Source organism: Nocardia sp. NPDC059229 (assembly GCF_042754165.1).
GTDB lineage: Bacteria > Actinomycetota > Actinomycetes > Mycobacteriales > Mycobacteriaceae > Nocardia.
Map to the genome: position 1 here is coordinate 159,096 of NZ_JBHZAK010000001.1, position 23,194 is coordinate 182,289.

A 23,194-nucleotide genomic window follows, 5' to 3' on the forward strand; every position below is an offset into this window, starting at 1 on the left:
GGCCGAGTCGACTGCGATGACCAGAGCGTCAGCCCACGTCCTGAAGCAGCAGGTGCCGCGCGTTGAGCGGACCGTCCAGCTGCATCAGCTGTCCGCCCGCGCGCAGACCACCGAGGTCCAGACCGGCGAATCCGAACTCGTCCAGCAATCCGGCCACGGCGGCTTTCGCATCGGCATCGTCGCCCGCGTAGAAGATCACCTGCCGGCCTTCGGCATGCTGCGGGTCCGCGGCGATGAATGCGGCGAACAGGGTGTTGAATGCCTTCACGATCCGCGCGCCGGGAAGGCGCTCGGCGACCCACTCGCTGCCCGTGAGGTCACCGACGTCGTAGCGGCCCCGCCAGGGGTTCGCTGCGGCGAACTGATTCGTCGTGTCGACGACGATCTTCCCGGACCAGTCGGTGAGCCCGGTCAGATCCGGCACGGCGAAGAACGGCAACGCGAGGAACACGAGTTCCGCCTGCGCCGCCTCCCCGGCCGTCACCGCGTGGGCCTTCGGCCCCAACTGCTCCACGACGGCCCGGAGCGTCTCCGGGCCCCGGCTGTTGCCGATGAGTACCTCATGGTCGTGACGGACGGCCTTGTCGGCGACCGCCTGGCCGATATTTCCTGCTCCGAGAATGCCGATGGTGCTGTGTGTGGTCATTGCGCTCATCCTCGATCGTGTCAGGCCCGTCGGCGCTCACGAGCGATGCGGGTTGAAGTCCAGGAGGACCTTGCCGTTCTTGCGATGAAGAACGAGCTTGGCATTTGTAGTGGACGGAGAATCGCTGCAGGCCCCGTCGGCAATCGACCGACGCCACCCGGATGGAGATTGTCGGTTGCGTCTCTACCAATTTCCCGATGCCGCAAGACGTAATTCATCGAGGGGCGGCGAGCCCTGGTGATCAGGATACAGCGTCCAGCGTTTGGAAAGTCGCGGGTCGACTTCTTGGTTTCGATTACGGGGCAGGGGTGGCCTCTGTTGCGAGGCGGGCCAGGGCCTGTGGTCTGGGGAGGTCTGCGCCGAGGTGATAGGTGCGGTGGTATTCGGTGTCGCCCAGGAGGTTTGTGAGGGTCGCGGTCAGGGTGGTGATTTCGGGCTCGCCGTGGTCTGCGGTGCCGCGGATGACTTGGCCGAGGCCGAGGGCGGTGGCGGCAGCGGACGGGTTGTCTTCCAGGAGACGGAGTTTCGCGAGGAGTTCGGCGGCGTGGGCTTGGGCCTGGGCGGTGGCGGCGGAGTCGCCGTAGGTGAAGGCGCCTTCGATGGAGCGGGGTAGCAGGGCGCGGGCCGCGGCGGGTGAACCTTCGGTGAGGCGGTTGCGGAGGCGGGCGACCGTTATGTGGTTGGCGGCCATGGCCTCTGGATAGGGCAGGTGGCGGAAGCGATGCTCGAGTTGGTCGAGTTCTCGGTCGGAACGGGTGATATCGCCGGTGCGGCGGTGCAATTCGGCGCTGGTGAGGAGGATGACGGCGGCGAGGCGGGGGAAGCCTTGGTCGGCGGCGAGGCGCTGGGCGGCGTCGATGTCGCGGGCGGCTTCGGCGAGTTCGCCGGCGCGCATGCGTTCGTCGGCGAGGGCGGTGCGGGCGGCGACGATGTCGTCCTCGGTGCCGAGTTCGGAGGCGAGGGTGACGGCACGGGCGTAAGCAGCGCGGGCCTGGTCGTGGTCGCCCTGCAGCGAGTGGGCGCGGCCGACGGCGAGGAGCGCCATGCCCAGACCCCAGCGGTCGCCGACGATTTCGAAGCCGCGCAAGGCTTCCCGTCGCGCGACGGCGCCCTCGTGCAGGCGCCCCTGCCCCGTCAGGGCGATGTCGCGGGCGAGCTGCGCGCTGGCCCGCACCCACGGGTCCGGCCAGGTCAGCGCCTGTTCGAGCTGCCGTTCGGCCAGCTTCTCGTCGTCGGCGCGCGCCGCCAGGAGCGCCGTCCACAGTGGTACGGCCGCATGGAATTCCAGTCCGCCGGCCTGCACGCAGTCCTCGATGAGCGCGGTCAGCGAGCTCCCCGCGGGCGGCGAACCGGCCATCAGCGCGATCACCCGGAAGGCGGCCCGCGCGGCCGCCGGGAGCTCGTCCCCGAACCGCAGCACCGCGTCGAGCGAGCTCTCGAACTGGCTGCTCATCCCCCGGATTCCCCAGTACCAGAACATGGACCGCACGAGCCGCATCGCCGTCTCCGGGTCGGGGCTGGTACCGAGGGCGGTACGAAGTGCCGCAGCGAGGTTGGCGTGTTCGGCGTCGAAAAGGGCGATGGCGGTGAGCTGTTCGGTGCCGCGGAGGTGGGGTTCGGCCTGTTCGGCGAGGGTGAGGTAGTAGTCGGTGAAGAGCGGGGTCAGGTCGTCGGGTGAGCGGGTGAGCTGGTCGGCGGCGTAGGCGCGGATGGTTTCGAGCATGCGGTAGCGCGGCGGGTCGCCGGGGGTGACGGTGACGAGGGACTTCTCGACCAGGGCGTCGAGGAGGTAGACGATGTCCTCGATGGGGAGGTCGCCGTCGGCGCAGATGGCTTCCACGGCCTCGGCGGTGGCGCCGCCGGGAAAGGCGGAAAGCCTTCGGGCCAGGATCTTTTCGGGTTCGTCGAGGAGATCCCAGCTCCATTCCACCAGAGCGAGCAGGGTGCGCTGCCGGGGCAGGGCGGTGCGGCTGCCGGAGGTGAGCAGCCGGAAGCGGTCGCCGAGCCGCCGGGCGACCTGGTCGACACTCATGGCGCGCAGTTTGGCGGCGGCGAGTTCCAGCGCCAGTGGGAGGCCGTCGAGTTGGCGGCAGATCTCCACCACGGGGGCGACGGTGGCGTCGTCGAGGGTGAAGCCGGGGCGGATGGCGGCGGCGCGGTCCGCGAACAGCCGCACGGCCGGTGCACTCTGGGCCACAACGGGATCCGCTGTCTCGACCGGAACGCCGAGCGGTCCCAGGTGGCACAGCGCCTCGCCGGTGATGGCCAAGGGTTCCCGGCTGGTGGCCAGTACGCGCAGCTGCGGCAGCCGATCCAGCAGCTGTTCGGCGAGGGCCGCGGCGGCCGCGATGACGTGCTCGCAGTTGTCGAGCACCAGCACGGCGGGCCCGACGTCCAGTAGTTCGGTCAGCCGGGCGGTCTTGTCCGGCCGCTCGGCCGAGTCGCTGTCGAGCGCCCCGGCCACCGCGTCCGCGAGCTGGTCGGGCGCGCCCAGTTCGGCCAGCGGCACGAAGAACACCGCCCCGGTGGCCTGCCGGTCCATGGCTTCCAGCGCGAGCCGGGTCTTGCCCGCTCCGCCGGGTCCGACAATGGTGACCAGCCGCGAATCCGCCAGCAGCCCGGCCAGTTCCGTGAGTTCCGCCTCGCGCCCGATGAACCCGGTCAGCCGTACGGGCAGCGTCCGGGTCACAGCTTCCCTACGCGGAGCGGGAATTTCGAGCTCTCCCCGGAGCAGCGCGAGATGCGTGTCCCGCAGGATGGCCCCCGGGTCGATGCCGAGTTCCTCGTCCAGCCGCTCCCGCATCTCCTCGTACACGGCCAGCGCGTCCGACTGCCGTCCCGCCGCCGCCAACGCCCGCATGCGCAGCGCGGCCAGCCGCTCGCTGAGCGGATTGTCCCCTCCGGCGATCTCGAGATCGGTGAGCACGTCGGCGTACCGGCCCAGCCGCAGCTCGGCGTCGAACCGGTCCTCGACCGCCGCGGCCCGCAAATCGTCCAGCCTGGTCGCGGTGGCTTGGGCGAACGGTGCGTCCAGCACATCGCCGAGCGCGGGTCCGCGCCACAGTGCGAGAGCCTCGCCCAGCCGGCGGGTGGCCGCCTCCGCCCGCCCGGCGGCCAGCTCCTGACGACCCTGCCGCACCAGGTCCTCGAACCGATCGGCGTCCACCGTCACCCCGGGCAGCCGGTAGCCGCCGGTCCCGAATTCGATCCTGCCCACGCCGCGCAATGCCTTCCGCAGCCGCGACACCGCGGCCTGCAATGCTCCGGCCGCCTCAGCGGGCGGCTCCTCACCCCAGAGTCCGTCGATGAGCGCGTTCACCGGCACGTCCCGCCCCGATTCCAGCGCCAGCCGAGCGAGCAGCATCCGCACCCGCACGCCGGGGATCTCCACCGGCGTCCCATCCTCCGCATGGACCCGAACGGGCCCCAGCACACCAACCTGCACTCCTCCGCCTCCCCGAGCCTTCAGCGGACAGCTGAGAGCCGCTATCTGTCGCGCACCCGTGCCGGCGGTTGTGCGCCGAACCAATTCTGGACGTACCCGGTGAGTTACCCCGACCGTCACGAAATCAGCTGTCACTCTGACATACGCAAATCCGATTACCTGTAAGGTAATCGACTCGCGGCTCAGCGTCGGGCACAGTCGATCTCATGACCGACACCGAGATCACCACCGCTCCGACGGGCGCCCAGCTGTTCGCCACCATGCCGTTCACCGAGGGCCTGGGCGTCCAGGTCCTCGAATGCGGCCCGGAGCTGGTGCGCAGCCGCCTGGAGTGGCGCGAGAACCTGTGCACCCTGGGCGGATCGATGCACGGCGGCGCGCTCATGTCGCTGGCCGACGCCACCGCCGCGGTGTGCGCCTTCCTGAATCTGCCGGCGGGCAAGCAGGGCACGACCACGGTGGAGTCGAAGACGAACTTCCTGCGTGCCCTGCGCTCGGGTCACGCCACCGCCACGGCCCGTCCGCTGCACGCCGGGCGCAGCTTCATCGTGGTGGAGACCGAAATCCGGGACGACGCGGGCAAACTCGTCGCCAAGGTGACCCAGACCCAGGCGGTGCTGTAGCCGGGCGTCCGCCTACCCGACGAGAATCGGCACCAGATATGTGCGCGCGAATTCCCCCAGCTCGTCCGGGGTTTCGAGGGTGGCCGCGCCGCCGCCGACGAGAATCAGCGAATGCACTATGCGGCAGCCGATTTCGGTGCGCGCGGCCAGATCGGCCGGGGCCTCGAACAGGCCCCGGGCGGCGGCCCGCTCCAGGATCTGGATGGTGGCCGCCACGGACATGGCGAAGGTGGTCGCGCCTTCGACGGTGAGTTTCACCAGGATTCGGTCGGGCTCGACCGCGAGCAGCCGTTCCACCAGCGGATGCGCCCGCCAGCGGGTGATGACGGTGACGAATATGTCGGCAACCAGTCCGGGCAGGTCGTCGTGCCGGTCCGGCATGCTCGACAGTTCGGCCAGCAGGTTGCCGACCTCGCGGCTGACGACGGCCTGCACCAGGTCGTCGCGGGAGCCGAGCCGGCGGTAGACGGTCACCCGGTCGACGCCGGCCTGCTTGGCGACGTCCTCGATCGTCGTCTTCTTGACCCCGACCTTCTGGAACTGCACGAGTGCCGCGTCGAGGATGCGCGTCTCGATGTCATCGGCGGCATCCGTGCGGGTCAGCGGGTTTTTCGACGCGGTCGTCACCGGATCCACGCTAGCAGGCGCTACCCCCGATGCAACAATCTCGGACAATTTGTAGCTGCAACATTGCAATAGGATTTGTTGCGCTGTACGGTTCGGTCATGGCTGACAAGGCTGGCGCGACGCAGCGCCACTACCGCGACGAGGCGCACGCCATCTCCGCCCGCGATGTACGGTTCGATTTCGATTCCGTTCCGCTGCACTACATTCCGGGCGAAGTCCTGGCAACCCACATCGTCGATGTCATGCACCTGGTGCTGCCGGAGGGCGAACGGGCCATGGCGCAGACGCTGGCGGAGGCCCTCCCCCACATCCACGACGAGCGGCTGCGGGAGGAGGTGACCGGGTTCATCGGGCAGGAGTCCATGCACGCCAGCAGTCACGAGGCGGCGCGCCGGCACCTGCGGTCCCTCGGGCTGGACGTCGACTCCTATGTCGATGCCATCGCCTGGCTGGTCGATCGGATTCTCGGCGATCACGGACTGAGCGGCCGGGCGCGCGAGGAGTGGCTCAAGGAGCGGCTGGGCCTGTTCGCCGGGATGGAGCACTACACGGCCGTCATCGGCGAATGGCTGCTCAATGCCGACATTCTGGAGGCCGAGGGCATGCATCCGGCCATGCTGGACCTGGTGCGCTGGCACGGGGCCGAGGAGGTCGAGCACCGCAGCGTGGTCTACGACGCGTACATGTACCTCGACGGCGGGTATCTGCGGAAGGCGCGCACCGCGGTACTGGCCAGCGCGACGCTGCTGCCGCTGTTCATCATTTCGGCCGGATATCTGTACCGGAAGGATCCGTCGCCGCAGAAGGGGCGGTCCTGGGCGCGGCAGTTCCTGAGCGCGACGCGGCGCGGCGTGATTCCCAGCTGGACGGTGTTCTTCACCGAGATTCCGCGGTATCTGCGGCCGGGCTTCCATCCGTCGCAGCTGGGTCCGATGGATGTGGCGCTGCGGTATCTGGCGCATTCCCCAGCGGCACGGGCGGCTGCCGAGTGAGCCCGGAGGAAAGCGTGAGCACACGAATCCAATTGCGCGCCAAGAGCCGAACGGCCGTCCCGGCCCGGGTCGGCGCGGCGCACCGGTCCGGCAGCCCGGACCGGGCGAGCACGACCGGTCGGGCGCATGCGGTCGACCCCGTGGATGCGGGGACGATGCCCGCGAGCCTGCGGATGCTCGGCGGGATGATGGACGCCTACAAGCAGCTGTTCGTGAGCGGCCGCGCGGCGCGGCTGTTGTCTCCGTCGAACCCGGTGCGCCACAGCGGGTTCGAGCTGGACACGGTGGTCGAGAGGCTGGAGCGGCCCGCGCCCGATGTGCTCGCGGTGACGCTGCGGGCCCCGGACGGGCGGGACCTGCCGAGCTGGCGGCCCGGAGCGCACGTGGACGTGTTCCTGCCGTCGGGGCGGCAACGGCAGTACTCGCTGTGCGGAGATCCACGGGATCGGACGCGGTATCGGATCGCGGTGCGGCTGATTCCGGACGGCGAAGGCGGGTCGCGCGAGCTGCACGAGTCGCTGTGGGTCGGGGATCGCATGCGAATTCGCGGGCCGCGCAATGCTTTCACGCTGGTGGACGCGCCGTCGTATCTGTTCCTGGCGGGCGGGATCGGCATCACCCCGATCCTGCCGATGGTGCGGGCCGCCGGGTCGCGCGGGCGACTGGTGTACGCGGGGCGATCGCGGGCGACGATGCCGTTCTTGAACGAGCTGCCCGACGCGGAGATACGGCCCGACGACGAGGTCGGACCGCCCGATATCGACGCGATCATCGCGAGCGCGGCACCCGGTGCGGCCGTGTACGTGTGCGGTCCGCCCGCCATGCTGGCGGCGGCGCAGCGCTGCCGGTTCACACTGGATCCGACGGGATCGCTGCACACGGAACGCTTTTCGGCACCGCCCGTGGTCGACGGGCGGACCTTCGACATCACCCTGGCGCGCAGCGGCCGGACGGTCCGCGTCGGCGCGGAGGAGACGGCGCTCACGGCGGTGCGGCGAGTGCTGCCCGATGTGAACTACTCCTGCCGCCAGGGCTTCTGCGGCACCTGCAAGGTCGGGGTCCGCGCGGGCGACGTGGACCACCGCGACCGGCTGCTCACCGCGGCCGAGCGGGAGAACCGGATGCTGCTCTGCGTGTCCCGCGCCTGCGGCGACGCGCTCGTGCTCGATCTCTGAACGCGGGGAACACTCATGTCGATTGATACGGAAACAGCTGTGGCCGAGCCCGATTCGGCACCGTCCGAGCATGTCGGGATCGCTGTCGTGGGGGCGGGATTCGGGGGCATCGGCCTGGCGATCAAACTGCGCGAGGCCGGGTTCGAGGACCTGGTGATCCTCGAGCGCGCCGGGGATCTGGGCGGGACCTGGCGGGCCAACACCTATCCCGGCTGCGCCTGCGATGTCCCCTCACAGCTCTACAGCTACTCGTTCGCCCCGAATCCGGACTGGTCGCGGACCTATGGGCGGCAGGCCGAGATCCTGGAGTATCTGCGCCGGGTCGCCGCGGACCACGATGTGGTGCGGCACATCCGATTCGGTGCCGAACTGCTGGACGCCCGCTGGGACGAGGCGCACTCGCGGTGGCGGGTGGAGACCAGCCGGGGTGCGCTCACCGCCGATGTCCTGATCTCCGCTGCGGGCATCTTCGCTGAGGCCAAGTATCCAGAGCTGCCGGGGCTGGATCGGTTCGCGGGCAAGGCCTTCCATTCGCTGCACTGGGATCACGGGCACGATCTGACCGGCGAGCGCGTGGCTGTGATCGGCACGGGCGCGTCCGCGGTGCAGTTCGTGCCGGAGATCCAGCCGGTGGTCGACCGACTGCTGCTGTTCCAGCGCTCCGCACCCTGGATCGTGCCACGGATGGATCGGCGCACGCTGGGTCTGGAACGGACGCTACTACGTCGGATTCCCCTCGCCCAGAAAGCGATCCGTGGTGGCTGGTACGCCGCCATCGAGGGCTTCGGCCTGATCTCGCTGGTGGACAAGCGGTTCCGGCATCCATACGAGGCGCTGGGCCGGTTGCAGCTGCTACGGCAGGTGCGCGATCCGGCGCTGCGCAAGACCCTGACCCCGGACTATGTCATCGGATGCAAACGCGCCATCTTCTCCGACGCCTATCTGCCCGCGCTGGATCAGCCGAATGTCGAGGTAGTCACCGACGGCATCGCCGAGGTGCGCCCGCATTCGATCGTGCTGTGCGATGGCACCGAGCACGCGGTCGACACCATCATCTTCGGCACCGGCTTCACCTCGATTCCATCGGCGTATCACCGCTATATCGGACGGCACGGACAGTCCATCGCGGACCTGTATCACCATGAGCCGCAGAGCTATCTGGGCGCGGCCGTCGCAGGATTCCCCAACTTCTTCTGCACGCTGGGCCCGTTCGGCGCGGCCGGGAACCAATCGGCCGTCTACATGATCGAATCCCAGATCGCCTACATCGTGGATGCGGTGAAGACCATGCGCGACAGGGGAATCGACCGAATCGAGCTGCGTCCCGAGGTGCAGGACGACTTCCTCGACGAGATGGACCGCCGCAGCGCCGACACCGTGTGGCTGACCGGCGGCTGCCAGAGCTACTACACCACCGCCGACGGCCGCAATGCCGGCCTGTACCCCAACTGGAGCTTCGAATACCGCTGGCGCACCCGGCGTTTCGACTCCGACTCCTACGAAATGAGCCGCTGATGTCCACTCCGCGCTGTCTCCCCGGTCCCGGCCCCTTCCGTCCCGAGGGGCGGGTGGCCCTGATCACCGGGGCCGGTCAGGGTATCGGCCGCGAACTCGCCGGGGTGCTGTACCGGCGGGGCGCGTCGGTGGCCATCGTCGATGTCGATGCCCGGGCCGCCACCTCGCTGGCCGCCGCCCTGGGTGATCGGGCGCTGCCGGTGATCGCGGATGTCTCCGACCGGGCCGCCATGGCCGAGGCGATTCCGCAGGTGGTCGCCTACTTCGGGCATCTCGACATCGTGGTGGCGAACGCGGGCGTGGTGCCGCCGCCGGCGACGCTGCGGACCATGGAGCCCGCCGAGTTCGACCGGGTCATCGGCATCAACCTCACCGGGGTGTTCAATACCGTGCACCCGGCGCTGGACCACATCATCACCGCGCGCGGGCATGTCGAGGTCGTGTCCTCGTGCGCCGCTTTCGCTCCGGGGATGGGCGGCGCGCCGTACATGATCAGCAAGGCGGCGGTGGAGCAGCTCGGCCGGGCGCTGCGGGTCGAGCTGGCGCCGCACGGGGCGTCCGCGGGCGTCGCCTATTTTGGGATCGTCGACACCGAGATGACCCACTCGACCCTCGACCGGGACGAACTCGGCCGCCGCATCGAGGCGCTGCTGCCGTGGCCGCTGAGCACCCGCATCACCGCCGAGCACGCCGCGCGCACCATTGCCGACGCCATCGAGCACCGCGCACCGCAGGCCATCTCGCCGCTGGCCTGGATGCCCTACTCGCTGCTGCGCGGCGTGATCAATACCGTGCTCGATTCCCGCCTGGCCCGTGACCCCCGGGTGCACGCGCTGCTGCGGGAAGTCGAGCGCCGCAGTGTGACATCGCCTGGTTCAATTCCATTGCAGGTCCGGCGAATACAGATCCAGCCAGGTGCCGATATCGATGGCACGGTCGAGACCGACGCGGACCTGCGGGGCCATGCGGGCCGGATCCTGTTCCACGGCCCGCAGTAGCCACTCACGGTCGAGGAGGTCGAACAACAGCGAATCGTGTTCCATCAGGCGTTCTTTCACGTGCTGCTGCAGATTGGCGGCGTATCCGGGATCCTGGGTGGACGGGTACGGGCTCTTGACGCGGTCCACGACCGATTGCGGCAGCACGTGTTTCGCCGCCGCACGCAGCAGGCTCTTCTCGCGGCCGTCGAAGGTCTTGAGTTCCCAGGGCGTGTTGTACACGTACTCGACTAGCCGGTGGTCGCAGAACGGCACGCGCACTTCGAGTCCCACCGCCATGGACATGCGGTCCTTGCGGTCCAGCAGCTGGCGGACGAAGCGGGTCAGATGCAGATGGCAGACCGTCCGCATGCGGTGTTCGAGGTCGGATTCACCCGGGAGGTGATCGACCTCGGCGACGGCCGTCGCGTACTGGTCGGCTACGTACTCGGGGAGGCGCAGGCGGCTACGCAGGTCGGGATGGAGGATGTCCCAGCGGGATTCGAGGGTGAAGGCGGAATTGAAGGCGAGCCACGGGAAGGTGTCGGCCTTCAGGGCCACGCCGTCGTGGAACCAGCGGTAGCCGCCGAATACCTCGTCGGCGGATTCGCCGGACAGCGCCACCGTCGACTGTTCCCGGATCGCGCGGAACAGCAGGTACAGAGAGCTGTCCAGATCGCCGAGGCCGATCGGGAGGTCGCGGGCGCCGATCACCGCCCGGCGCACCGAAGGATCGGAGAGCTCGGCCGGATTCAGCACCACATCGCGATGCTCGGAACCCACCAGGCTGGCGACATCGCGGACGAACGGGGAATCCGGGGTGTCGCGCATCTCGTCCGGGACGAAGTTCGCCTCCTGGTTCACGAAGTCCACCGAGAAGGTGCGCAGCCGCTCGCCCCGGCGGGCGAGTTGCCCGGCGGCGAGGCCGGTGATGGCGCTGGAATCCAGGCCGCCGGACAGCAGCACGCAGCGCGGCACGTCGGAGACGAGTTGCCGATCGACGATGTCGGTGAGCAGGTCGCGCACCTTCTCCACAGTCCGCCCGGTGTCGTCACAATGCTCGCGGGCCGTGAGCCGCCAGTAGGGGCGCCGGCGAATTCCCCTGCGGTCCACCGTCATCACCGTGCCGGGTAGCAGTTCGGTCATCCCCCGCCACAGCGCCCAGTCGGGAGCCTTGGTGAACGCGAACAGCTCCCGCATCCCGTCGATGTCGACGGCGGTGCGGACGAGCGGATTGGCCAGGATCGCCTTCGGTTCCGATCCGAATATCACCCCGTCCGGCGTCGGGTGGATGTACAGCGGCTTGATCCCCATCCGATCCCGCACCAGCACGAGTTTCTCGCCCTGCTGATCCCAGATCGCGAACGCGTACATGCCGTTCAGCCGATCCACCACCCCCTCGCCCCACTCCAAGTACCCCCGCAGCACCACCTCGGTATCACTATCGGTCCGGAACGAATGCCCCAATCCCCTGAGCCGAGCTCGCAATTCGCGATAGTTGTACGCCTCCCCCGAGTACACGATGGCCACCTGTCCCCCACCGGTCTCGGCCACCATGGGCTGCGCCCCACCGGGCAGGTCGATTACCGCCAGCCGCCGATGCCCCAATGCCACATGCTCGCGCACGAACGTCCCCCGCGCATCCGGCCCCCGGCACGCCATGGTCTCCGTCATCCCGTCCACCACCCCCTGCCGCCGCGTCAGATCCGCCTCGAACGACACCCACCCTGCAATCCCACACATTCGGGGACCTCCAGATTGTTAGCAACATGAACTATCTGTAATTCCGTTGTAACACACCGAAACCAACATGAACCGCGATCCACAGAAACCTGTTGCAATCGAGACTTGTTGCCATGCAATAGCTTTGATCATGCTCGCGTCCGAAAGACCGGATCCACCCCGAACCCTCGCCATTCCGTGCGAGCCTCGACCACCCGCTTCGAATGAGTAGGCGCGGTGAGTAGTTCGGCGGACGTCCGGAACCGGCAGCTGTCCATACGCTTCCCGGCAGCACCCACAGTTGGGTGTCTCGCCAGAGGAGGAAACAGTGTCCCGCTCGAACAGCGCGCGTCTCGCGCCCCTCGCCGCCGTCGCCTTGACCTTCGGCGCGCTCACCGCCACATCCCTGGTTGCCGCGACCCTCGCGCACGCCTACGCCTACGACTGCCCCGGTGGCCTGTTCTGTGGATGAGAGGGCCGCGACGGCACCGGAAACCTGGTTGTCCAGGCCAACTCCGAGTGCTTCCTCCACGACATCGGGAATGCCGGAAAGGGTGACCTGCTCACCTCGTACTGGAACCGGACCGGCAAGCAGGTCACCCTCCTCAACTGGATGGGCGACCATTGGGAGACCCTCGCGGTCATCCAGGACAGCGAGCGAGGCACCCTCTCGCGCTATGCCGACAAGAAGACCGACGCGGTCCGCCTCTGCGACTGACCAGGAACTTCGCGCAGCCGGACGGCCGCCGGTCCGGCTGCTGCGAATCAGGCTCGGCCGATTCTGAAGCATGTTAATTTCACTATCTCGGCGTGGTCGCGGACCGCGTCGGATGTTCGTGACCGCGTGGACATCTCGTAGTGAAAGGGACGCCATGACAACACCCTGGGTGCGTCGCGCGAAACTCGCCGTGACGGCGATCGCGGGCACGGGCGCGCTGCTGCTGGCCGCGGCTCCGGACGCCGCGGCCGCCGGCATCGGCGACGTGACGCTGAAGGGCTCGAACCCGCAGGCCGGGTGCAGCTACACGCTGACCAGCGGCGACCTGGTCGGCGGCGGCAGCAGCGCGTTCAACGAGATGCCCGTCACCTTCTACGACAACGGGGCCACCATCGGCACCGGGAAGGTGGGCACCAGCCTGCTCGGCAACCCGGCCGAAGTCTCGTGGACACCGGCCACCCCGGGCCAGCACGTCCTTACCGCCACAGCCGGTTTCAGCTTCAACACCCCCATGCCGCTGACACCGTTGACCGTCCAGGTCGGCGCAGCCAGCTCCACCGGCAGCTTCGGCTGCCCGCTCCCCAGCATCTCCGGCTAGCCGAAGATTCGGCCGACCCGGAACCCTCGGTCCGGCAAGAAGAATCAGCAGACGCCCGCTCCCTCGGCTCTGACAGGGAGCGGGCGGAACCTTCGAACCAGTCTCGGACCATCAACGAATCCATCTCCGCCACGCCATGATCCGTACCACCGACATCACGCGCGGCCACAAGCCCACATCGGTGTCGCTACGGTGACGGGCCCTCGGAAGTTGCGCCTCAGGCCGAAACCCGATGATCTACTTGACCGGTCACCGCAGCATCAGGGCGATCCAGGTCAGGCCGGATGACCGAACTTCCCGCCGACCACACCGGACGTGAAGGCATCCCACTCCCCCGGCCCGAAGACCAGAGCCGGACCGGTCGGATTCTTGGAATCGCGGACACCGACCATGCCGCCGTCCAGATGCGCGACCTCGACGCAATCACTTTGGCTGCCGCTGTGACTGCTCTTGAACCACAAGGCCGCGGATAGGTCAATGCTGGTCATGCTCAAACTCCTTCGTCACCCGGCGAACCAACTCTCGGGTCGGCTGGTCCTCCAGTGCGGCGTCTCGGATCGCCGAAGCAAATTCACTATAGAGCCGCACATCATCAGGCTTTTCGAGGTACACATCCTGACCCGGGCCACCTTCGATGAACACGATCGGCGGCTCGACGGGCCCGTCCGTGGTGGTGGTGGTGGTGTCGAACTCGAGGATCGTGAACGACCCATGCCGCATTCCCCAAGCCAATCCCGCGGAATACGGGTGGATGCGCAGAATAACATTGGGCAGCTTGGAAACCTCGGCCAGGTGACGCAACTGAGCCTCCATGGTCCGTCGGCTGCCGATCACTCGATGCAGCGCAGACTCGTGCAGAAGTACCTCCAGCGCAACCGGATTGGTCTTGCGGGTAATAATTGCCTGCCGCTTCATACGGTACTCGACACGACGATCGACGTCGTTGCTGCTGACGAATCCCGGGTACGCGCCGATCACCGCGCGGGCATAGTCGGAGGTCTGCAGCAGTCCAGGTACATGTTCGTGGTAGGTGATCAGCCGCCGGGCGGCGGCCTCGAGACCCACATACATATTGAACGCATCCGAGTACAACCCACCGTAGGCGTGATACCAACCTTGCATCCTGGCGATCGTTGCCAGATCAATGGCAGCAGCGGTTTCGGATGAGCCGACGCCGTAGACGTCGCAGAGTGCGCGCACATCCTGTTTGCGAACCTTTTGCGTCTGTCCGCCTCGATGCGCTGCAGCGCCGAGGCGGATAGATCAACCAGCTTCGCAGCAGCCGCGAGAGTGAACCCGTTGGCTTCACGCCACTCCCGCAGAAACCGTCCCAACTGCCGCCGCGGAAGCGTCGAACTCGGGGCGAACTCAGTGTCGTCATCGCAAGTACCGGGCATATCGGCGTCCCATCATTACGCGAAATCGGGTTGATTGGATCGCGAAATCGGGTGTGATCCACTGCCTTTCCGAATCTGTCCATGCCGATTCGAACGACATGTGGCCGGGAACCCGATATCACTGTATCCGCCACGCGTCGCTGGTGGTGTGCTGAAACCACAACGACGGCAGGGAGGTAGCGAGATGTCCTACGACGGCCCGTGGTCGGTGCAAGCCATCATCGACCGCATCGAACATGAGAAGCAGCTGGCCGACGCCGAACGCGCAACGGCCGGCGAGACCAAGGTCGGCTATTCGGTACGCGGGTTGTGGTCGTGCTACTCGGATCCGGGCGAACTCACTGCCGCGCAAGCGCATACGGCCATGCAGCTGCATCTCGGGTGTGGGGTGGATACCTGCCGGGTGCGGCGGCGGGCACGCACCGCGCTGGTCGCGGCCGGACGCATGGTGCTGGACCCGCGTGCCACGCGCACCAGGGCAGCCCGGAGATCACCACTCGCCGTGCTACGCGACGCGCTCTCCGGTTGGGGTGCACTGTTTCTCGGCGGTCGCCATGCCCTGCGATGACTGCGACCGGGATGACTACGACCGAGTCGAGATTCAGGTGATCAAGGATGTTCTCGATATCGTCGAGGTCCGCTTGCGCGAGCGCGAACGGTGCGGGTGGCGACTGACCGTGCCCCGCTCCCAGATCTACGCAACCGTCCTGCACGCGGTCATCGTCAGCGCGCGTGAATCACACCGAGTCCCGGCCACTCTCGACCGGGCCGCCATCCTCGACTCCATTCTCGACGGCGCCGATCCCCCGGATTCCGGCCCGGCCCGGCACCCGGTCGACGACGTCATCCGACACCACATCGCGAACATGAATTGACCCGCAAAACTCATCGAGTAGTCGACCGCGATTCCTGCGTGGTCAGTTCTCGGTGTCCTGCTGGCAGGCTGGGCACAGTCCGTGCAGGGTGAGTCCGCCGGTGTCGGGCAGGGCGAAGCGGCTGCCGTTGCGTGCTTCGGCCAGGGCCACGGTGAGATGTGCCGAGGGGACCTCGTCGATCGCGCCACACCGGGTGCACACCGCGTGGTGATGCGGGATGTCGGTGAGTCCGTAACTGGTGATCCGTTCATCGATGACCAAGGCGTGCAGCACTTCCGCGTCGACCAGGGTCGCCACAGTCCGGTAGACGGTGGTGAGGTCGACCTCGTGGCCGGCCGAGGCGAGACCCTGCTGGATCTGGGCCACGGTCAGGTGTCCCTGCTCGCGCGAGCCGTCCAGGATCGACAGCACAGCCAGTCGCGGTGCGGTGCACCGCAGTCCGTGGCTACGCAGCAAACGGCGAGCATCGTGCTGACCGGTCGGCGCCGGGGCGTGAGTGAGGTGCGAAACGCGCGCCATGGCCCCCAGTCTGCCGTTTCGACCCGCTCAACCGCCAACCCCCGTCTTGCCAATCAGTTGCAACAAGGCGGGATGCGTTCTACCTTCGATGAATTCGACTCGTGCGGAGAGGGCATATCGTGATGTCTGCAATCCTGAAACCCTTTCGCGCGGTCACCGATCGGCTGGCGTTGACCCGCCCGGAATGGCTGCGGCTGGCCGCGATGGCCGGGGTCATCATCGGCTTGCACGTGCTGGGCTGGTTCACCCTGGTCGCGTTCGTCGCTCCGCAGCATTTCAGCCTGGGCGACCGGACCCTGGGTGTCGGCGTCGGCTTGACCGCCTACACGCTGGGCATGCGGCATGCCTTCGACGCCGACCACATCGCCGCCATCGACAACACCACCCGCAAGCTCATGCACGACGGGCAACGACCGCTGTCGGTCGGATTCTTCTTCTCCCTCGGCCACTCCAGCGTCGTCTTCGGTCTGGCGCTGCTGCTCTCGATCGGCGTGAAGGCCATCGTCGGGCCGGTCGAGGACGACTCCTCGGCGCTGCACCACTACACCGGACTGATCGGAACGACCATCTCGGGGACGTTCCTCTACGTCATCGCGATCATCAATATCGCTGTGCTGGTGGGCATCCTGCGTGTGTTCCGGCGCATGCGCGGCGGGCAGTTCGATGAGGTCGAGCTGGAAAACCAACTCGCACAACGCGGTTTGGTGAACCGGCTGCTGAGTCCGGTGATGAAGTCGGTGACCAAGCCTTGGCAGATGTACCCGATCGGGCTGCTGTTCGGCCTCGGGTTCGACACCGCCACCGAAGTCGCGCTACTGGTCCTGGCCGGCACCAGCGCCGCGGCGGGCCTGCCCTGGTACGCGATCCTGTGTCTGCCGATCCTGTTCGCCGCCGGCATGAGCCTGCTCGACACCATCGACGGCAGCTTCATGAACTTCGCCTACGGCTGGGCCTTCGCCAAACCCGTGCGCAAGGTCTACTACAACATCACCATCACCGCGCTCTCGGTCGCGGTCGCCCTCATCATCGGCACCGTCGAACTTCTCGGCCTGCTCGCCGACCAATTCGGCTGGACCGGGGGCTTCTTCGATTGGATCAGCGCCCTGGACCTCAACCTGATCGGCTACCTCATCGTCGGCCTGTTCGTCGCGACCTGGGCCATCGCCATCCTCGCCTGGCGCTATGGAAGCATCGAAGAGAAATGGACCGCCGGGCTCCAGCCGCGAACCGACCACCACGACTGACCGGCTGACGCCCAGCCACACCCGAGCGGTGTTCCCGCGCGGTTCGGCTCAGTCGTGGGTGTGTGAGTGATCGTCGAGTAGATCGCTTTGATGCACATGGCGATGCGAATGCACGGTCCCGTCCTCGTGTGTATGGGTGTGTTCGTGTTCGCTGTGGTCGTGCTCGTGCGCGCTGTGGGCGTGGGTATGGGTCTGGGTGCCGTGACTGTGTGGGTGGGTATGGGGCTCGACGTGGGAGTGTTCGTCGGTCATATCCCGGTTCCTTTTCTGTATCGGGTGAGTTTTACGGCAATGCATGCATACCAGCACGCCGCGGTGATATCCGGGATGCCCGTACCGTCGGCGGGTGCGCACGAGTTGCGCCCTCATTTCCGACTCTGCCTGCAAGCGGCCGCCGAAGTCTTTTCGCCCCAAAGCGGACCAAATGGTCTTGTATTGGGTTCGACACACTTATGCTGGGGCGTCGAAGCGCGTCGACCGGGAAGGGCGCGGTTGTCGCAGAATGCGCGAAATACCTTACCTGCGAGGAGGATTCGTGTGACGACCAGCAAACTCGATATGTCGCGGGCGCGGTACTGGGTCGGCCGGTGGGATCGTCAGCAGGAGCACTACATGCCCGATCGCGAACAGCGGTTCGAGGTGATCGGTGACGTCCTGACCGAACTTGCCGACCGGACGGACCCGTTGATCGTCGACCTCGGCGTCGGGCCGGGAACGCTGTCGGACCGGCTGCTCACGCGAATGCCTGCCGCCACCATCGTCGGCGTGGACGTGGATCCGCTGCTGCTGACGTTGGCCGAGATGACCCTGGGGTCACCGCGATTCCGTACGGTGAACGCTGATCTGCGCGAGCGCGGTTGGCTCGACAGACTCCGCTTGCATCGAGTACCCGACGCGTTCGTGAGCACCACCGCTCTGCACTGGATGAACCGTGAACCGCTTCGCGCGCTGATCCGGACCTGCGCGGACACACTCGCACCCGGCGGTCTGTTCATCGACGGGGACCATCTCCACGAAGGAGCCACCGCCCCGCGATTGGACGCACTGGGCGAGGCCATGACCGCCCGCCGCGCCCAGCGCATGGGAACCGCGAGTACGGAGGACTGGGACGCGTGGTGGGCCGCGGTCGACCACGCTCCCGAACTGGCCGACCTGGTCCGCCTGCGCGACGGCGGATTCGCCCACCCGGTCGACGACCGACCTACCGTCCACGACTACCTCGCCTTCGCACGCGAGGCGGGCTTCGCCGAATCCGGAATCGTATGGCAGTACGGCGACGACCGCGTGATCGTCGGGATCCGATAACCCGTGTGAGCAACGGCCGCTGGAGGTCCGCACTCGCCACCGACGATCAAACGATGAGGTCGTGGGCGGTGGTCCGCAGGGTCCAGGCGGGGGCGCGATGGTGGAGCGTGGTGGCCGTCAACGGCGGAATGTCGATGCGCCAGAAGGACTCCGCGGGGGCGTTCAAGGTGAGCAGCACCGCGGCTCGGACCACGGCGGGGTGGGTGATCGCGACGATGCGGTCGCCGCGGCCGGTCAGCGAGGTCAGCCAGGAGCCGACGCGGTCGAGGAGGCCGATGATGGATTCGCCGCCGTGGGCGCGGTAGGCGGGATCGGTGAGCCAGGCCATCAGCTGGTCGGGCGGGAGTGCGTCCATCGACCGGCCGCTCCACGTGCCGTGGTCGATATCCCGGAGGGCCGGCTCGGGAGTTCCGGTCAGGCTCAGACCGTGAGTGGTTTGGGCCGTACGGATTTCCGGGGCGTGGTAGACGTCGGCGGGTTCGAGGCCGGGGAGGCCGCCCGCTTTCTCTACCGACCGCGACCCGAGCGGGTTGAGCGGTTCGTCGGCCGGGAAGCGGGCGGCCTGCACGGCGTCGGTGATCGCGTGCGTCACCAGGGCGAGGCGGGTGACCGCACTCATGCGGCCAGTTCGGTGGTGGTCGAGCGGTCGCCGAGCAGGCGCGGGGCGAGCCAGGCGAAGCCGACGCCGATGACCGCCCACAGGATCAGCTGGGCGGCGAAGGAATACAGCCGGAAGTGATAGAGATCGTCGGCGGGGAAGCCGGGGTACACGATCGTTCCGGACGGATCCTTCAGCGGCTGCGGGGTTTCGGTGGCGAAGTCGCCGTACTCCTTATTGGCCGAGAGCTTCCCGAGGGAGGGGAGCAAGGCCATGACCGCGCCCATGACCACCACGAAGGCTGCGGAAGCCGCGATGGTGGCGGTCCAGTTGCCCAGCCGTGCCGCCAGTTTGCGGCCCAGCCAGATAGCGGCGAGCAGGGCGACCGCACTGATCACGATCATGCCCACGAACAGCGCCGTTCGTTCCTTGATGGTCTCCGGATGCCCGATCGAGGGCGGGTTGGCCGGGTATTTCAGGAACGGCACCGCGTACAGCACCAGGAACATGCCGCCCGACACCAGCAGCGCCAGATTGCGGGGGGCGATCTTGCCGGCCTTGCGCAGCACCAGGAAGTAGACGACCGCGAACAGCGCACCCAGCGCCGCGCCGAACACGATCACGCCGAAGCCCAGCCCGATGTTCTCCTGCTGGGTGCGGGTGAAGAGTTCGGGGCCCATGTCGGCCATGGGTTTTCCGGCGGCCTTGTCGAGGGCCATCTGCGCGTCGTCGCGGCCGGATTCGTAGTCGATGGCCCGGTTGATGATGGGCTCGGCCAGGATCCGGGCGAAGACGAACGCCAGCAATCCGCCGAGTGCGCCCAGCAGGACTCCTCGGCCGATGATTCGCTTTTCCATTGTGGTGACTCGATTCCCGCGACTAGTGGCAGGGGAACCCGAGGAAATGCCGTCCGTCGTGCACGAACTCGTGGACGTGCATGTCACTGCCGAAGATCGACACCGCACCCTGGTCGATGCCGATGAAGTAGATCGCCAGCAGCGCGAGAAGGGTGGTGCCGACCAGCCACAGGGCGGTGGTGGGGAGGGCGAGAGCGCCGGTGCCGAGACCGGAACGAGGAGCGTAGGACGTAGCCACGGTGACCCCTTTGAGTCAGGGGGATTTCGCGTCCCCACAGTCGATCGAATTCACGATGCGAGGGTCTGACTCGCACCCCTACCGGGATGCTCACAGTGGCGCGACCGCTCCGGAATTGCACCGGATTCCTCAGGACATCGTCGAACAACCATACGAGGGCACATCCACGCTGGTCAATCCGGGTGCGCTCGACCGTCCAGCTGATGGGATCGCACCGGCCGCGCAACGGGTTCGTGAGAACCTTCGCTATATTCGCCATCGCAGCTGGTTCGCCGGAGGTGGAGTCGAGGAGCCCCTGATCCATCCGATGGCGTCGAAGCCCGGCGGCGCGTTCGCGTGCCGAGCGGGTGAGAGGGAACCCGGTGAGAATCCGGGACTGTCCCGCAGCGGTGAGTGGGAACGACAGCCGTCATTCGCACTGGGCGCAAGAAATGATGCCTGGGAAGCGACGGCCAGTAGGACAAACCCCGGCCTCGAGCGCCGGGGCCGACCCTTCCGGGTCGATGCCCACGAGTCCGAAGACCTGCCCGTTGTGCCGGATACGCCGTATCCGGCGGTCGTCGCCTCGTGGATTGGGCGGTACGCCGAGTGGGACCTGGGCACGGGATCGATGCTTTGCGGGCTCCGTCAGCGTGCGTTCTTTAAGGGCGGCGGCCATCGGCTACTGACCAAGGAGTTCATCAATGCTGAACCCTGACAACACTTTCACCGCCACGGTGCTCGGATTGCCGCGCATCGGGCCCAACCGCGAGCTCAAGCGCGCGGTCGAGTCGTACTGGGCGGGGCGGATCGACGCCGCCGCGCTGCACGATGTCGCGGCGGGTCTGCGTGCCGCACAGCTCGTGCGGATCCGCGACACCGGCCTGGATTCGGTTCCGGTGGGAACCTTCTCGTACTACGACCATGTGCTCGACACCGCGGTGCTGCTGGGCGCGCTGCCCGACCGGGTGCGCGGCATCGAGGACGAGCTGGACCGGTACTTCGCCGCCGCGCGCGGCACCGCCGAGGTCGCGCCCTTGGAGATGACCAAATGGTTCGACACCAATTACCACTACCTGGTGCCGGAGCTCTCGGCCGCTACGGAGTTCTCACTGCATCCGGCCAAGCCGCTGGCCGAACTGAAAGAGGCGCTGGCACTGGGTGTTCCGGCCCGTCCTGTGATCGTCGGACCGATCACGTTCCTGAAACTGGCGAAGTCGGTGGACGGCGGTGACCTGCTGGACCGGCTGCCGGATCTGCTGCCGCTGTACGAGCGGCTGCTGGGCCTGCTGGTGGAGGCGGGCGCGCGCTGGGTGCAGCTCGACGAACCGGTGCTGGTCACCGATCTGAGCGAGACCGAACTGGCGCTGGTGCACACCGTCTATCGCCGGCTGGCCGAGGCATCCGCACGGCCGGCGCTCCTGGTGGCCTCGTATTTCGGCCGCTTGGGTGAGGCACTACCGGTGCTGGCGGCGACCGGTGTCGAGGGTATCGCGGTCGATCTGGTCGCGGGCGGCGACGCGGATGTGGTTGCGGCGCAGTCGCTTCGGGACACGCTCGTCGTGGCCGGCATCGTCGACGGCTACAACGTGTGGCGCGTCGATCCCGATCGCGCGCTGCCCGGGCTGGCCGCCCTGCGCGAGGGCGGTGCCCAGGTCGCCGTATCGAGCTCCTGCTCGCTGCTGCATGTTCCCTACAGCCTGGACGCCGAGACCGCACTGGAGCCCCGGCTGCGCTCGTGGCTGGCCTTCGGCGCGGAGAAGATCGCGGAGATCCGGATGCTCGCGCGCGCCCTGCATGAGGGGCAGGACGCGGTCGGCGAACAGCTGGAGATCGCACGAACGGCCGCGCGGGACAGGCGATCCGACACGCGGCTGCACAACGCGACCGTGCGGGCCCGCCTGGCCGGTGCAACCGACGTCCGGCGTGCCCCGGCTGCGGAGCGCCGGACGGTCCAGCAGCAGCGACTGAACCTGCCCCTGCTGCCGACCACGACGATCGGCTCGTTCCCGCAGACCGGCCGGATCCGGGTGGCGCGCGCGGAGCTCTCCCGCGGGGAGATCGATCAGGCCGAGTACGACGCGCGGATGCGAGCAGAGATCGCCGAAGTCGTTGCGCTGCAGGAAGAAATCGGCCTGGACGTGCTGGTACATGGCGAGCCCGAACGCAATGACATGGTGCAGTACTTCGCCGAGCAGCTCGACGGATTCGCCGCCACCGTGAACGGCTGGGTCCAGTCCTACGGCACCCGATGCGTCCGGCCCCCGATCCTGTTCGGCGACGTGGTGCGCCCTGCGGCCATGACGGTCGGCTGGAGCACCTACGCGCAGACGCTCACCGCCAAGCCGGTCAAGGGCATGCTCACCGGGCCGGTCACCATCCTGGCGTGGTCCTACATCCGCGACGATCAGCCGCTCGCGGACACCGCACGCCAGATAGCGCTGGCGATCCGGGACGAGACGGTGGATCTCGAGGCCGCGGGTATCGGCATCATCCAGGTGGACGAGCCCGCGCTGCGGGAACTGCTGCCGCTGCGCCGCGCCGACCAGGCCGCCTACCTCGGCTGGGCGGTGGACGCGTTCCGGCTGGCGACCTCCGGCGTCGCGGACGCCACGCAGATCCACACGCACCTGTGCTACTCGGAGTTCGGCGAGATCATCGGCGCCATCGCGGAATTGGACGCCGACGTCACCTCGATCGAGGCCGCGCGCTCGCACATGGAGGTGCTCGACGACCTCACGGCCGCAGGCTTCGACCTGGGTGTGGGACCGGGCGTGTACGACATCCACTCGCCGCGCGTGCCGAGCCCGGACGAGATCGAGCAGTCGCTGAGTCTGGCACTGAAAGCCGTTCCGGCCGAAAGGCTCTGGGTCAACCCCGACTGCGGTCTGAAGACGCGTCACACCGATGAGGTGACCGCTTCGCTGCGCAATCTGGTCGCGGCGGCACAGGCGCTGCGCTGACCGCGCGCCGGGGCGCTCCGCACCGCGGGCGCCCCGGCGTGACGTCGGGGCGAGCGGTTCCACGAAGGACCGCACCGCGCGCATCACCGGGCAGCTGGCGCAGCAGACCACGCTGCTGCCGGTCGCGCACCTGACCGCGGTCGGTCACAGCGTCGCCGAACTGCGCGCGCCCCTGAGCGCC

At 67.7% G+C, this 23,194-nt stretch carries 22 protein-coding genes, 3 pseudogenes and 2 riboswitches; of the genes and pseudogenes, 13 read left to right on the forward strand and 12 right to left on the reverse strand.

Features of this window, described 5'->3' with window-relative positions; translation table 11 throughout:
- Positions 1–28 precede the first annotated feature (28 nt).
- Positions 29–646: an NADPH-dependent F420 reductase gene (locus ACFXHE_RS00765; protein WP_379378485.1), complete on the reverse strand. Its 618-nt coding sequence runs from the start codon at positions 644–646 to the stop codon at positions 29–31.
- Between the two features lie 295 nt (positions 647–941).
- Positions 942–4,079, reverse strand: a complete 3,138-nt coding sequence (locus tag ACFXHE_RS00770; protein WP_379378487.1) for an ATP-binding protein — start codon at positions 4,077–4,079, stop codon at positions 942–944.
- 218 nt (positions 4,080–4,297) lie between these two features.
- On the opposite strand from ACFXHE_RS00770, the gene ACFXHE_RS00775 reads away from it, so the two are divergent.
- Positions 4,298–4,714, forward strand: coding sequence for a PaaI family thioesterase (locus ACFXHE_RS00775; protein ID WP_354838146.1), 417 nt, complete (start codon positions 4,298–4,300; stop codon positions 4,712–4,714).
- 12 nt (positions 4,715–4,726) lie between these two features.
- Here the strand turns inward: ACFXHE_RS00775 and ACFXHE_RS00780 are convergent, their stop codons facing one another.
- Positions 4,727–5,341: a TetR/AcrR family transcriptional regulator gene (locus ACFXHE_RS00780; protein ID WP_379378488.1), complete on the reverse strand. Its 615-nt coding sequence runs from the start codon at positions 5,339–5,341 to the stop codon at positions 4,727–4,729.
- A 98-nt stretch (positions 5,342–5,439) separates the two neighbouring features.
- Here ACFXHE_RS00780 and ACFXHE_RS00785 point away from each other — a divergent pair, with 98 nt between their 5' ends.
- From ACFXHE_RS00785 to ACFXHE_RS00800, 4 genes and pseudogenes are all read left to right on the forward strand, one after another.
- Positions 5,440–6,333 (forward strand): metal-dependent hydrolase, encoded by an 894-nt coding sequence (locus ACFXHE_RS00785; protein WP_379378490.1) that lies wholly within the window; start codon positions 5,440–5,442, stop codon positions 6,331–6,333.
- Positions 6,334–6,488: 155 nt separating this feature from the next.
- Complete coding sequence (locus ACFXHE_RS00790) at positions 6,489–7,508, forward strand: PDR/VanB family oxidoreductase (protein WP_379380318.1); 1,020 nt, start codon at positions 6,489–6,491, stop codon at positions 7,506–7,508.
- Positions 7,509–7,523: 15 nt separating this feature from the next.
- A complete protein-coding gene (locus ACFXHE_RS00795) occupies positions 7,524–9,023 on the forward strand; it encodes a flavin-containing monooxygenase (protein WP_379378492.1) in 1,500 nt (499 codons plus the stop codon).
- Positions 9,023–9,892, forward strand: a pseudogene (locus ACFXHE_RS00800) (short-chain dehydrogenase/reductase); the annotation flags it as partial. The gene ACFXHE_RS00795 and the pseudogene ACFXHE_RS00800, both read left to right, overlap by 1 nt.
- 6 nt (positions 9,893–9,898) lie before the next feature.
- Here the strand turns inward: ACFXHE_RS00800 and asnB are convergent.
- Positions 9,899–11,743, reverse strand: coding sequence for an asparagine synthase (glutamine-hydrolyzing) (gene asnB, locus ACFXHE_RS00805; RefSeq protein ID WP_379378494.1), 1,845 nt, complete (start codon positions 11,741–11,743; stop codon positions 9,899–9,901).
- Between the two features lie 307 nt (positions 11,744–12,050).
- Here asnB and ACFXHE_RS00810 point away from each other — a divergent pair, with 307 nt between their 5' ends.
- Positions 12,051–12,194: a hypothetical protein gene (locus ACFXHE_RS00810; RefSeq protein ID WP_379378495.1), complete on the forward strand. Its 144-nt coding sequence runs from the start codon at positions 12,051–12,053 to the stop codon at positions 12,192–12,194.
- A 400-nt stretch (positions 12,195–12,594) separates the two neighbouring features.
- Positions 12,595–13,038, forward strand: a complete 444-nt coding sequence (locus ACFXHE_RS00815; RefSeq protein WP_379378496.1) for a hypothetical protein — start codon at positions 12,595–12,597, stop codon at positions 13,036–13,038.
- Between the two features lie 275 nt (positions 13,039–13,313).
- Here the strand turns inward: ACFXHE_RS00815 and ACFXHE_RS00820 are convergent, their stop codons facing one another.
- The 3 genes and pseudogenes from ACFXHE_RS00820 to ACFXHE_RS00830 all read right to left on the reverse strand — a co-directional run.
- Entirely contained in the window at positions 13,314–13,526 is a 213-nt protein-coding gene (locus ACFXHE_RS00820) for a DUF397 domain-containing protein (RefSeq protein ID WP_379378498.1), read from the reverse strand.
- Positions 13,513–14,238, reverse strand: coding sequence for a DUF5753 domain-containing protein (locus ACFXHE_RS00825; protein WP_379378500.1), 726 nt, complete (start codon positions 14,236–14,238; stop codon positions 13,513–13,515). Before ACFXHE_RS00825 ends, ACFXHE_RS00820 begins: the two co-directional genes overlap by 14 nt.
- Positions 14,239–14,270: 32 nt before the next feature.
- Positions 14,271–14,435 (reverse strand): annotated as a pseudogene (locus tag ACFXHE_RS00830) (helix-turn-helix domain-containing protein); the annotation flags it as partial.
- A gap of 184 nt (positions 14,436–14,619) precedes the next feature.
- Here ACFXHE_RS00830 and ACFXHE_RS00835 point away from each other — a divergent pair.
- Positions 14,620–15,003, forward strand: a complete 384-nt coding sequence (locus tag ACFXHE_RS00835; RefSeq protein WP_379378502.1) for a hypothetical protein — start codon at positions 14,620–14,622, stop codon at positions 15,001–15,003.
- Between the two features lie 37 nt (positions 15,004–15,040).
- Positions 15,041–15,310, forward strand: coding sequence for a hypothetical protein (locus ACFXHE_RS00840; RefSeq protein ID WP_379378504.1), 270 nt, complete (start codon positions 15,041–15,043; stop codon positions 15,308–15,310).
- A gap of 42 nt (positions 15,311–15,352) precedes the next feature.
- On the opposite strand, the gene ACFXHE_RS00845 is transcribed toward ACFXHE_RS00840, so the two are convergent.
- Positions 15,353–15,829: a Fur family transcriptional regulator gene (locus tag ACFXHE_RS00845; protein ID WP_379378506.1), complete on the reverse strand. Its 477-nt coding sequence runs from the start codon at positions 15,827–15,829 to the stop codon at positions 15,353–15,355.
- 122 nt (positions 15,830–15,951) lie between these two features.
- Between ACFXHE_RS00845 and ACFXHE_RS00850 the strand changes: the two genes are divergently transcribed.
- The gene (locus ACFXHE_RS00850) at positions 15,952–17,073 is read left to right on the forward strand and encodes a HoxN/HupN/NixA family nickel/cobalt transporter (RefSeq protein ID WP_379378507.1); all 1,122 of its coding nucleotides are present in this window, start codon (positions 15,952–15,954) and stop codon (positions 17,071–17,073) included.
- A 48-nt stretch (positions 17,074–17,121) separates the two neighbouring features.
- Here ACFXHE_RS00850 and ACFXHE_RS00855 read toward each other — a convergent pair whose 3' ends face one another.
- Positions 17,122–17,325, reverse strand: a complete 204-nt coding sequence (locus ACFXHE_RS00855; RefSeq protein ID WP_379378509.1) for a zinc transporter Slc39a7 — start codon at positions 17,323–17,325, stop codon at positions 17,122–17,124.
- A gap of 285 nt (positions 17,326–17,610) precedes the next feature.
- On the opposite strand from ACFXHE_RS00855, the gene ACFXHE_RS00860 reads away from it, so the two are divergent.
- Positions 17,611–18,378: a class I SAM-dependent methyltransferase gene (locus ACFXHE_RS00860; protein WP_379378511.1), complete on the forward strand. Its 768-nt coding sequence runs from the start codon at positions 17,611–17,613 to the stop codon at positions 18,376–18,378.
- A 46-nt stretch (positions 18,379–18,424) separates the two neighbouring features.
- Here the strand turns inward: ACFXHE_RS00860 and ACFXHE_RS00865 are convergent, their stop codons facing one another.
- The 3 genes from ACFXHE_RS00865 to ACFXHE_RS00875 are packed head-to-tail and all read right to left on the reverse strand — an operon-like array spanning position 18,425 to position 20,071.
- Positions 18,425–18,997 (reverse strand): histidine phosphatase family protein, encoded by a 573-nt coding sequence (locus tag ACFXHE_RS00865; protein ID WP_379378513.1) that lies wholly within the window; start codon positions 18,995–18,997, stop codon positions 18,425–18,427.
- The gene (locus ACFXHE_RS00870; RefSeq protein ID WP_379378514.1) at positions 18,994–19,833 is read right to left on the reverse strand and encodes a CbtA family protein; all 840 of its coding nucleotides are present in this window, start codon (positions 19,831–19,833) and stop codon (positions 18,994–18,996) included. The genes ACFXHE_RS00865 and ACFXHE_RS00870 overlap by 4 nt, the downstream gene beginning before the upstream one ends.
- Before the next feature lie 22 nt (positions 19,834–19,855).
- The gene (locus ACFXHE_RS00875; RefSeq protein ID WP_354838114.1) at positions 19,856–20,071 is read right to left on the reverse strand and encodes a CbtB-domain containing protein; all 216 of its coding nucleotides are present in this window, start codon (positions 20,069–20,071) and stop codon (positions 19,856–19,858) included.
- 38 nt (positions 20,072–20,109) lie between these two features.
- Positions 20,110–20,252: riboswitch (cobalamin riboswitch) on the reverse strand.
- 136 nt (positions 20,253–20,388) lie between these two features.
- Positions 20,389–20,617, forward strand: a riboswitch (cobalamin riboswitch).
- 137 nt (positions 20,618–20,754) lie between these two features.
- Here ACFXHE_RS00875 and metE point away from each other — a divergent pair.
- Both metE and ACFXHE_RS00885 read left to right on the forward strand, forming a co-directional pair.
- The gene (gene metE / locus ACFXHE_RS00880) at positions 20,755–23,013 is read left to right on the forward strand and encodes a 5-methyltetrahydropteroyltriglutamate--homocysteine S-methyltransferase (RefSeq protein ID WP_379378517.1); all 2,259 of its coding nucleotides are present in this window, start codon (positions 20,755–20,757) and stop codon (positions 23,011–23,013) included.
- A gap of 46 nt (positions 23,014–23,059) precedes the next feature.
- A pseudogene (locus ACFXHE_RS00885) lies at positions 23,060–23,194 on the forward strand (5,10-methylenetetrahydrofolate reductase); the annotation flags it as partial.

Bases quoted from the DNA above. Each gene is read 5' to 3' on its own strand.
- ACFXHE_RS00775 (WP_354838146.1), top strand. From the start codon at position 4,298: ATGACCGACACCGAGATCACCACCGCTCCGACGGGCGCCCAGCTGTTC.
- ACFXHE_RS00765 (WP_379378485.1), bottom strand. From the start codon at position 646: ATGACCACACACAGCACCATCGGCATTCTCGGAGCAGGAAATATCGGC.
- ACFXHE_RS00865 (WP_379378513.1), bottom strand. From the start codon at position 18,997: ATGAGTGCGGTCACCCGCCTCGCCCTGGTGACGCACGCGATCACCGAC.
- ACFXHE_RS00815 (WP_379378496.1), top strand. From the start codon at position 12,595: ATGACAACACCCTGGGTGCGTCGCGCGAAACTCGCCGTGACGGCGATC.
- ACFXHE_RS00795 (WP_379378492.1), top strand. From the start codon at position 7,524: ATGTCGATTGATACGGAAACAGCTGTGGCCGAGCCCGATTCGGCACCG.
- ACFXHE_RS00870 (WP_379378514.1), bottom strand. From the start codon at position 19,833: ATGGAAAAGCGAATCATCGGCCGAGGAGTCCTGCTGGGCGCACTCGGC.
- asnB (WP_379378494.1), bottom strand. From the start codon at position 11,743: ATGTGTGGGATTGCAGGGTGGGTGTCGTTCGAGGCGGATCTGACGCGG.
- ACFXHE_RS00785 (WP_379378490.1), top strand. From the start codon at position 5,440: ATGGCTGACAAGGCTGGCGCGACGCAGCGCCACTACCGCGACGAGGCG.
- ACFXHE_RS00855 (WP_379378509.1), bottom strand. From the start codon at position 17,325: ATGACCGACGAACACTCCCACGTCGAGCCCCATACCCACCCACACAGT.
- ACFXHE_RS00845 (WP_379378506.1), bottom strand. From the start codon at position 15,829: ATGGCGCGCGTTTCGCACCTCACTCACGCCCCGGCGCCGACCGGTCAG.
- ACFXHE_RS00835 (WP_379378502.1), top strand. From the start codon at position 14,620: ATGTCCTACGACGGCCCGTGGTCGGTGCAAGCCATCATCGACCGCATC.
- ACFXHE_RS00850 (WP_379378507.1), top strand. From the start codon at position 15,952: ATGTCTGCAATCCTGAAACCCTTTCGCGCGGTCACCGATCGGCTGGCG.
- ACFXHE_RS00820 (WP_379378498.1), bottom strand. From the start codon at position 13,526: ATGACCAGCATTGACCTATCCGCGGCCTTGTGGTTCAAGAGCAGTCAC.
- ACFXHE_RS00790 (WP_379380318.1), top strand. From the start codon at position 6,489: ATGCCCGCGAGCCTGCGGATGCTCGGCGGGATGATGGACGCCTACAAG.
- metE (WP_379378517.1), top strand. From the start codon at position 20,755: ATGCTGAACCCTGACAACACTTTCACCGCCACGGTGCTCGGATTGCCG.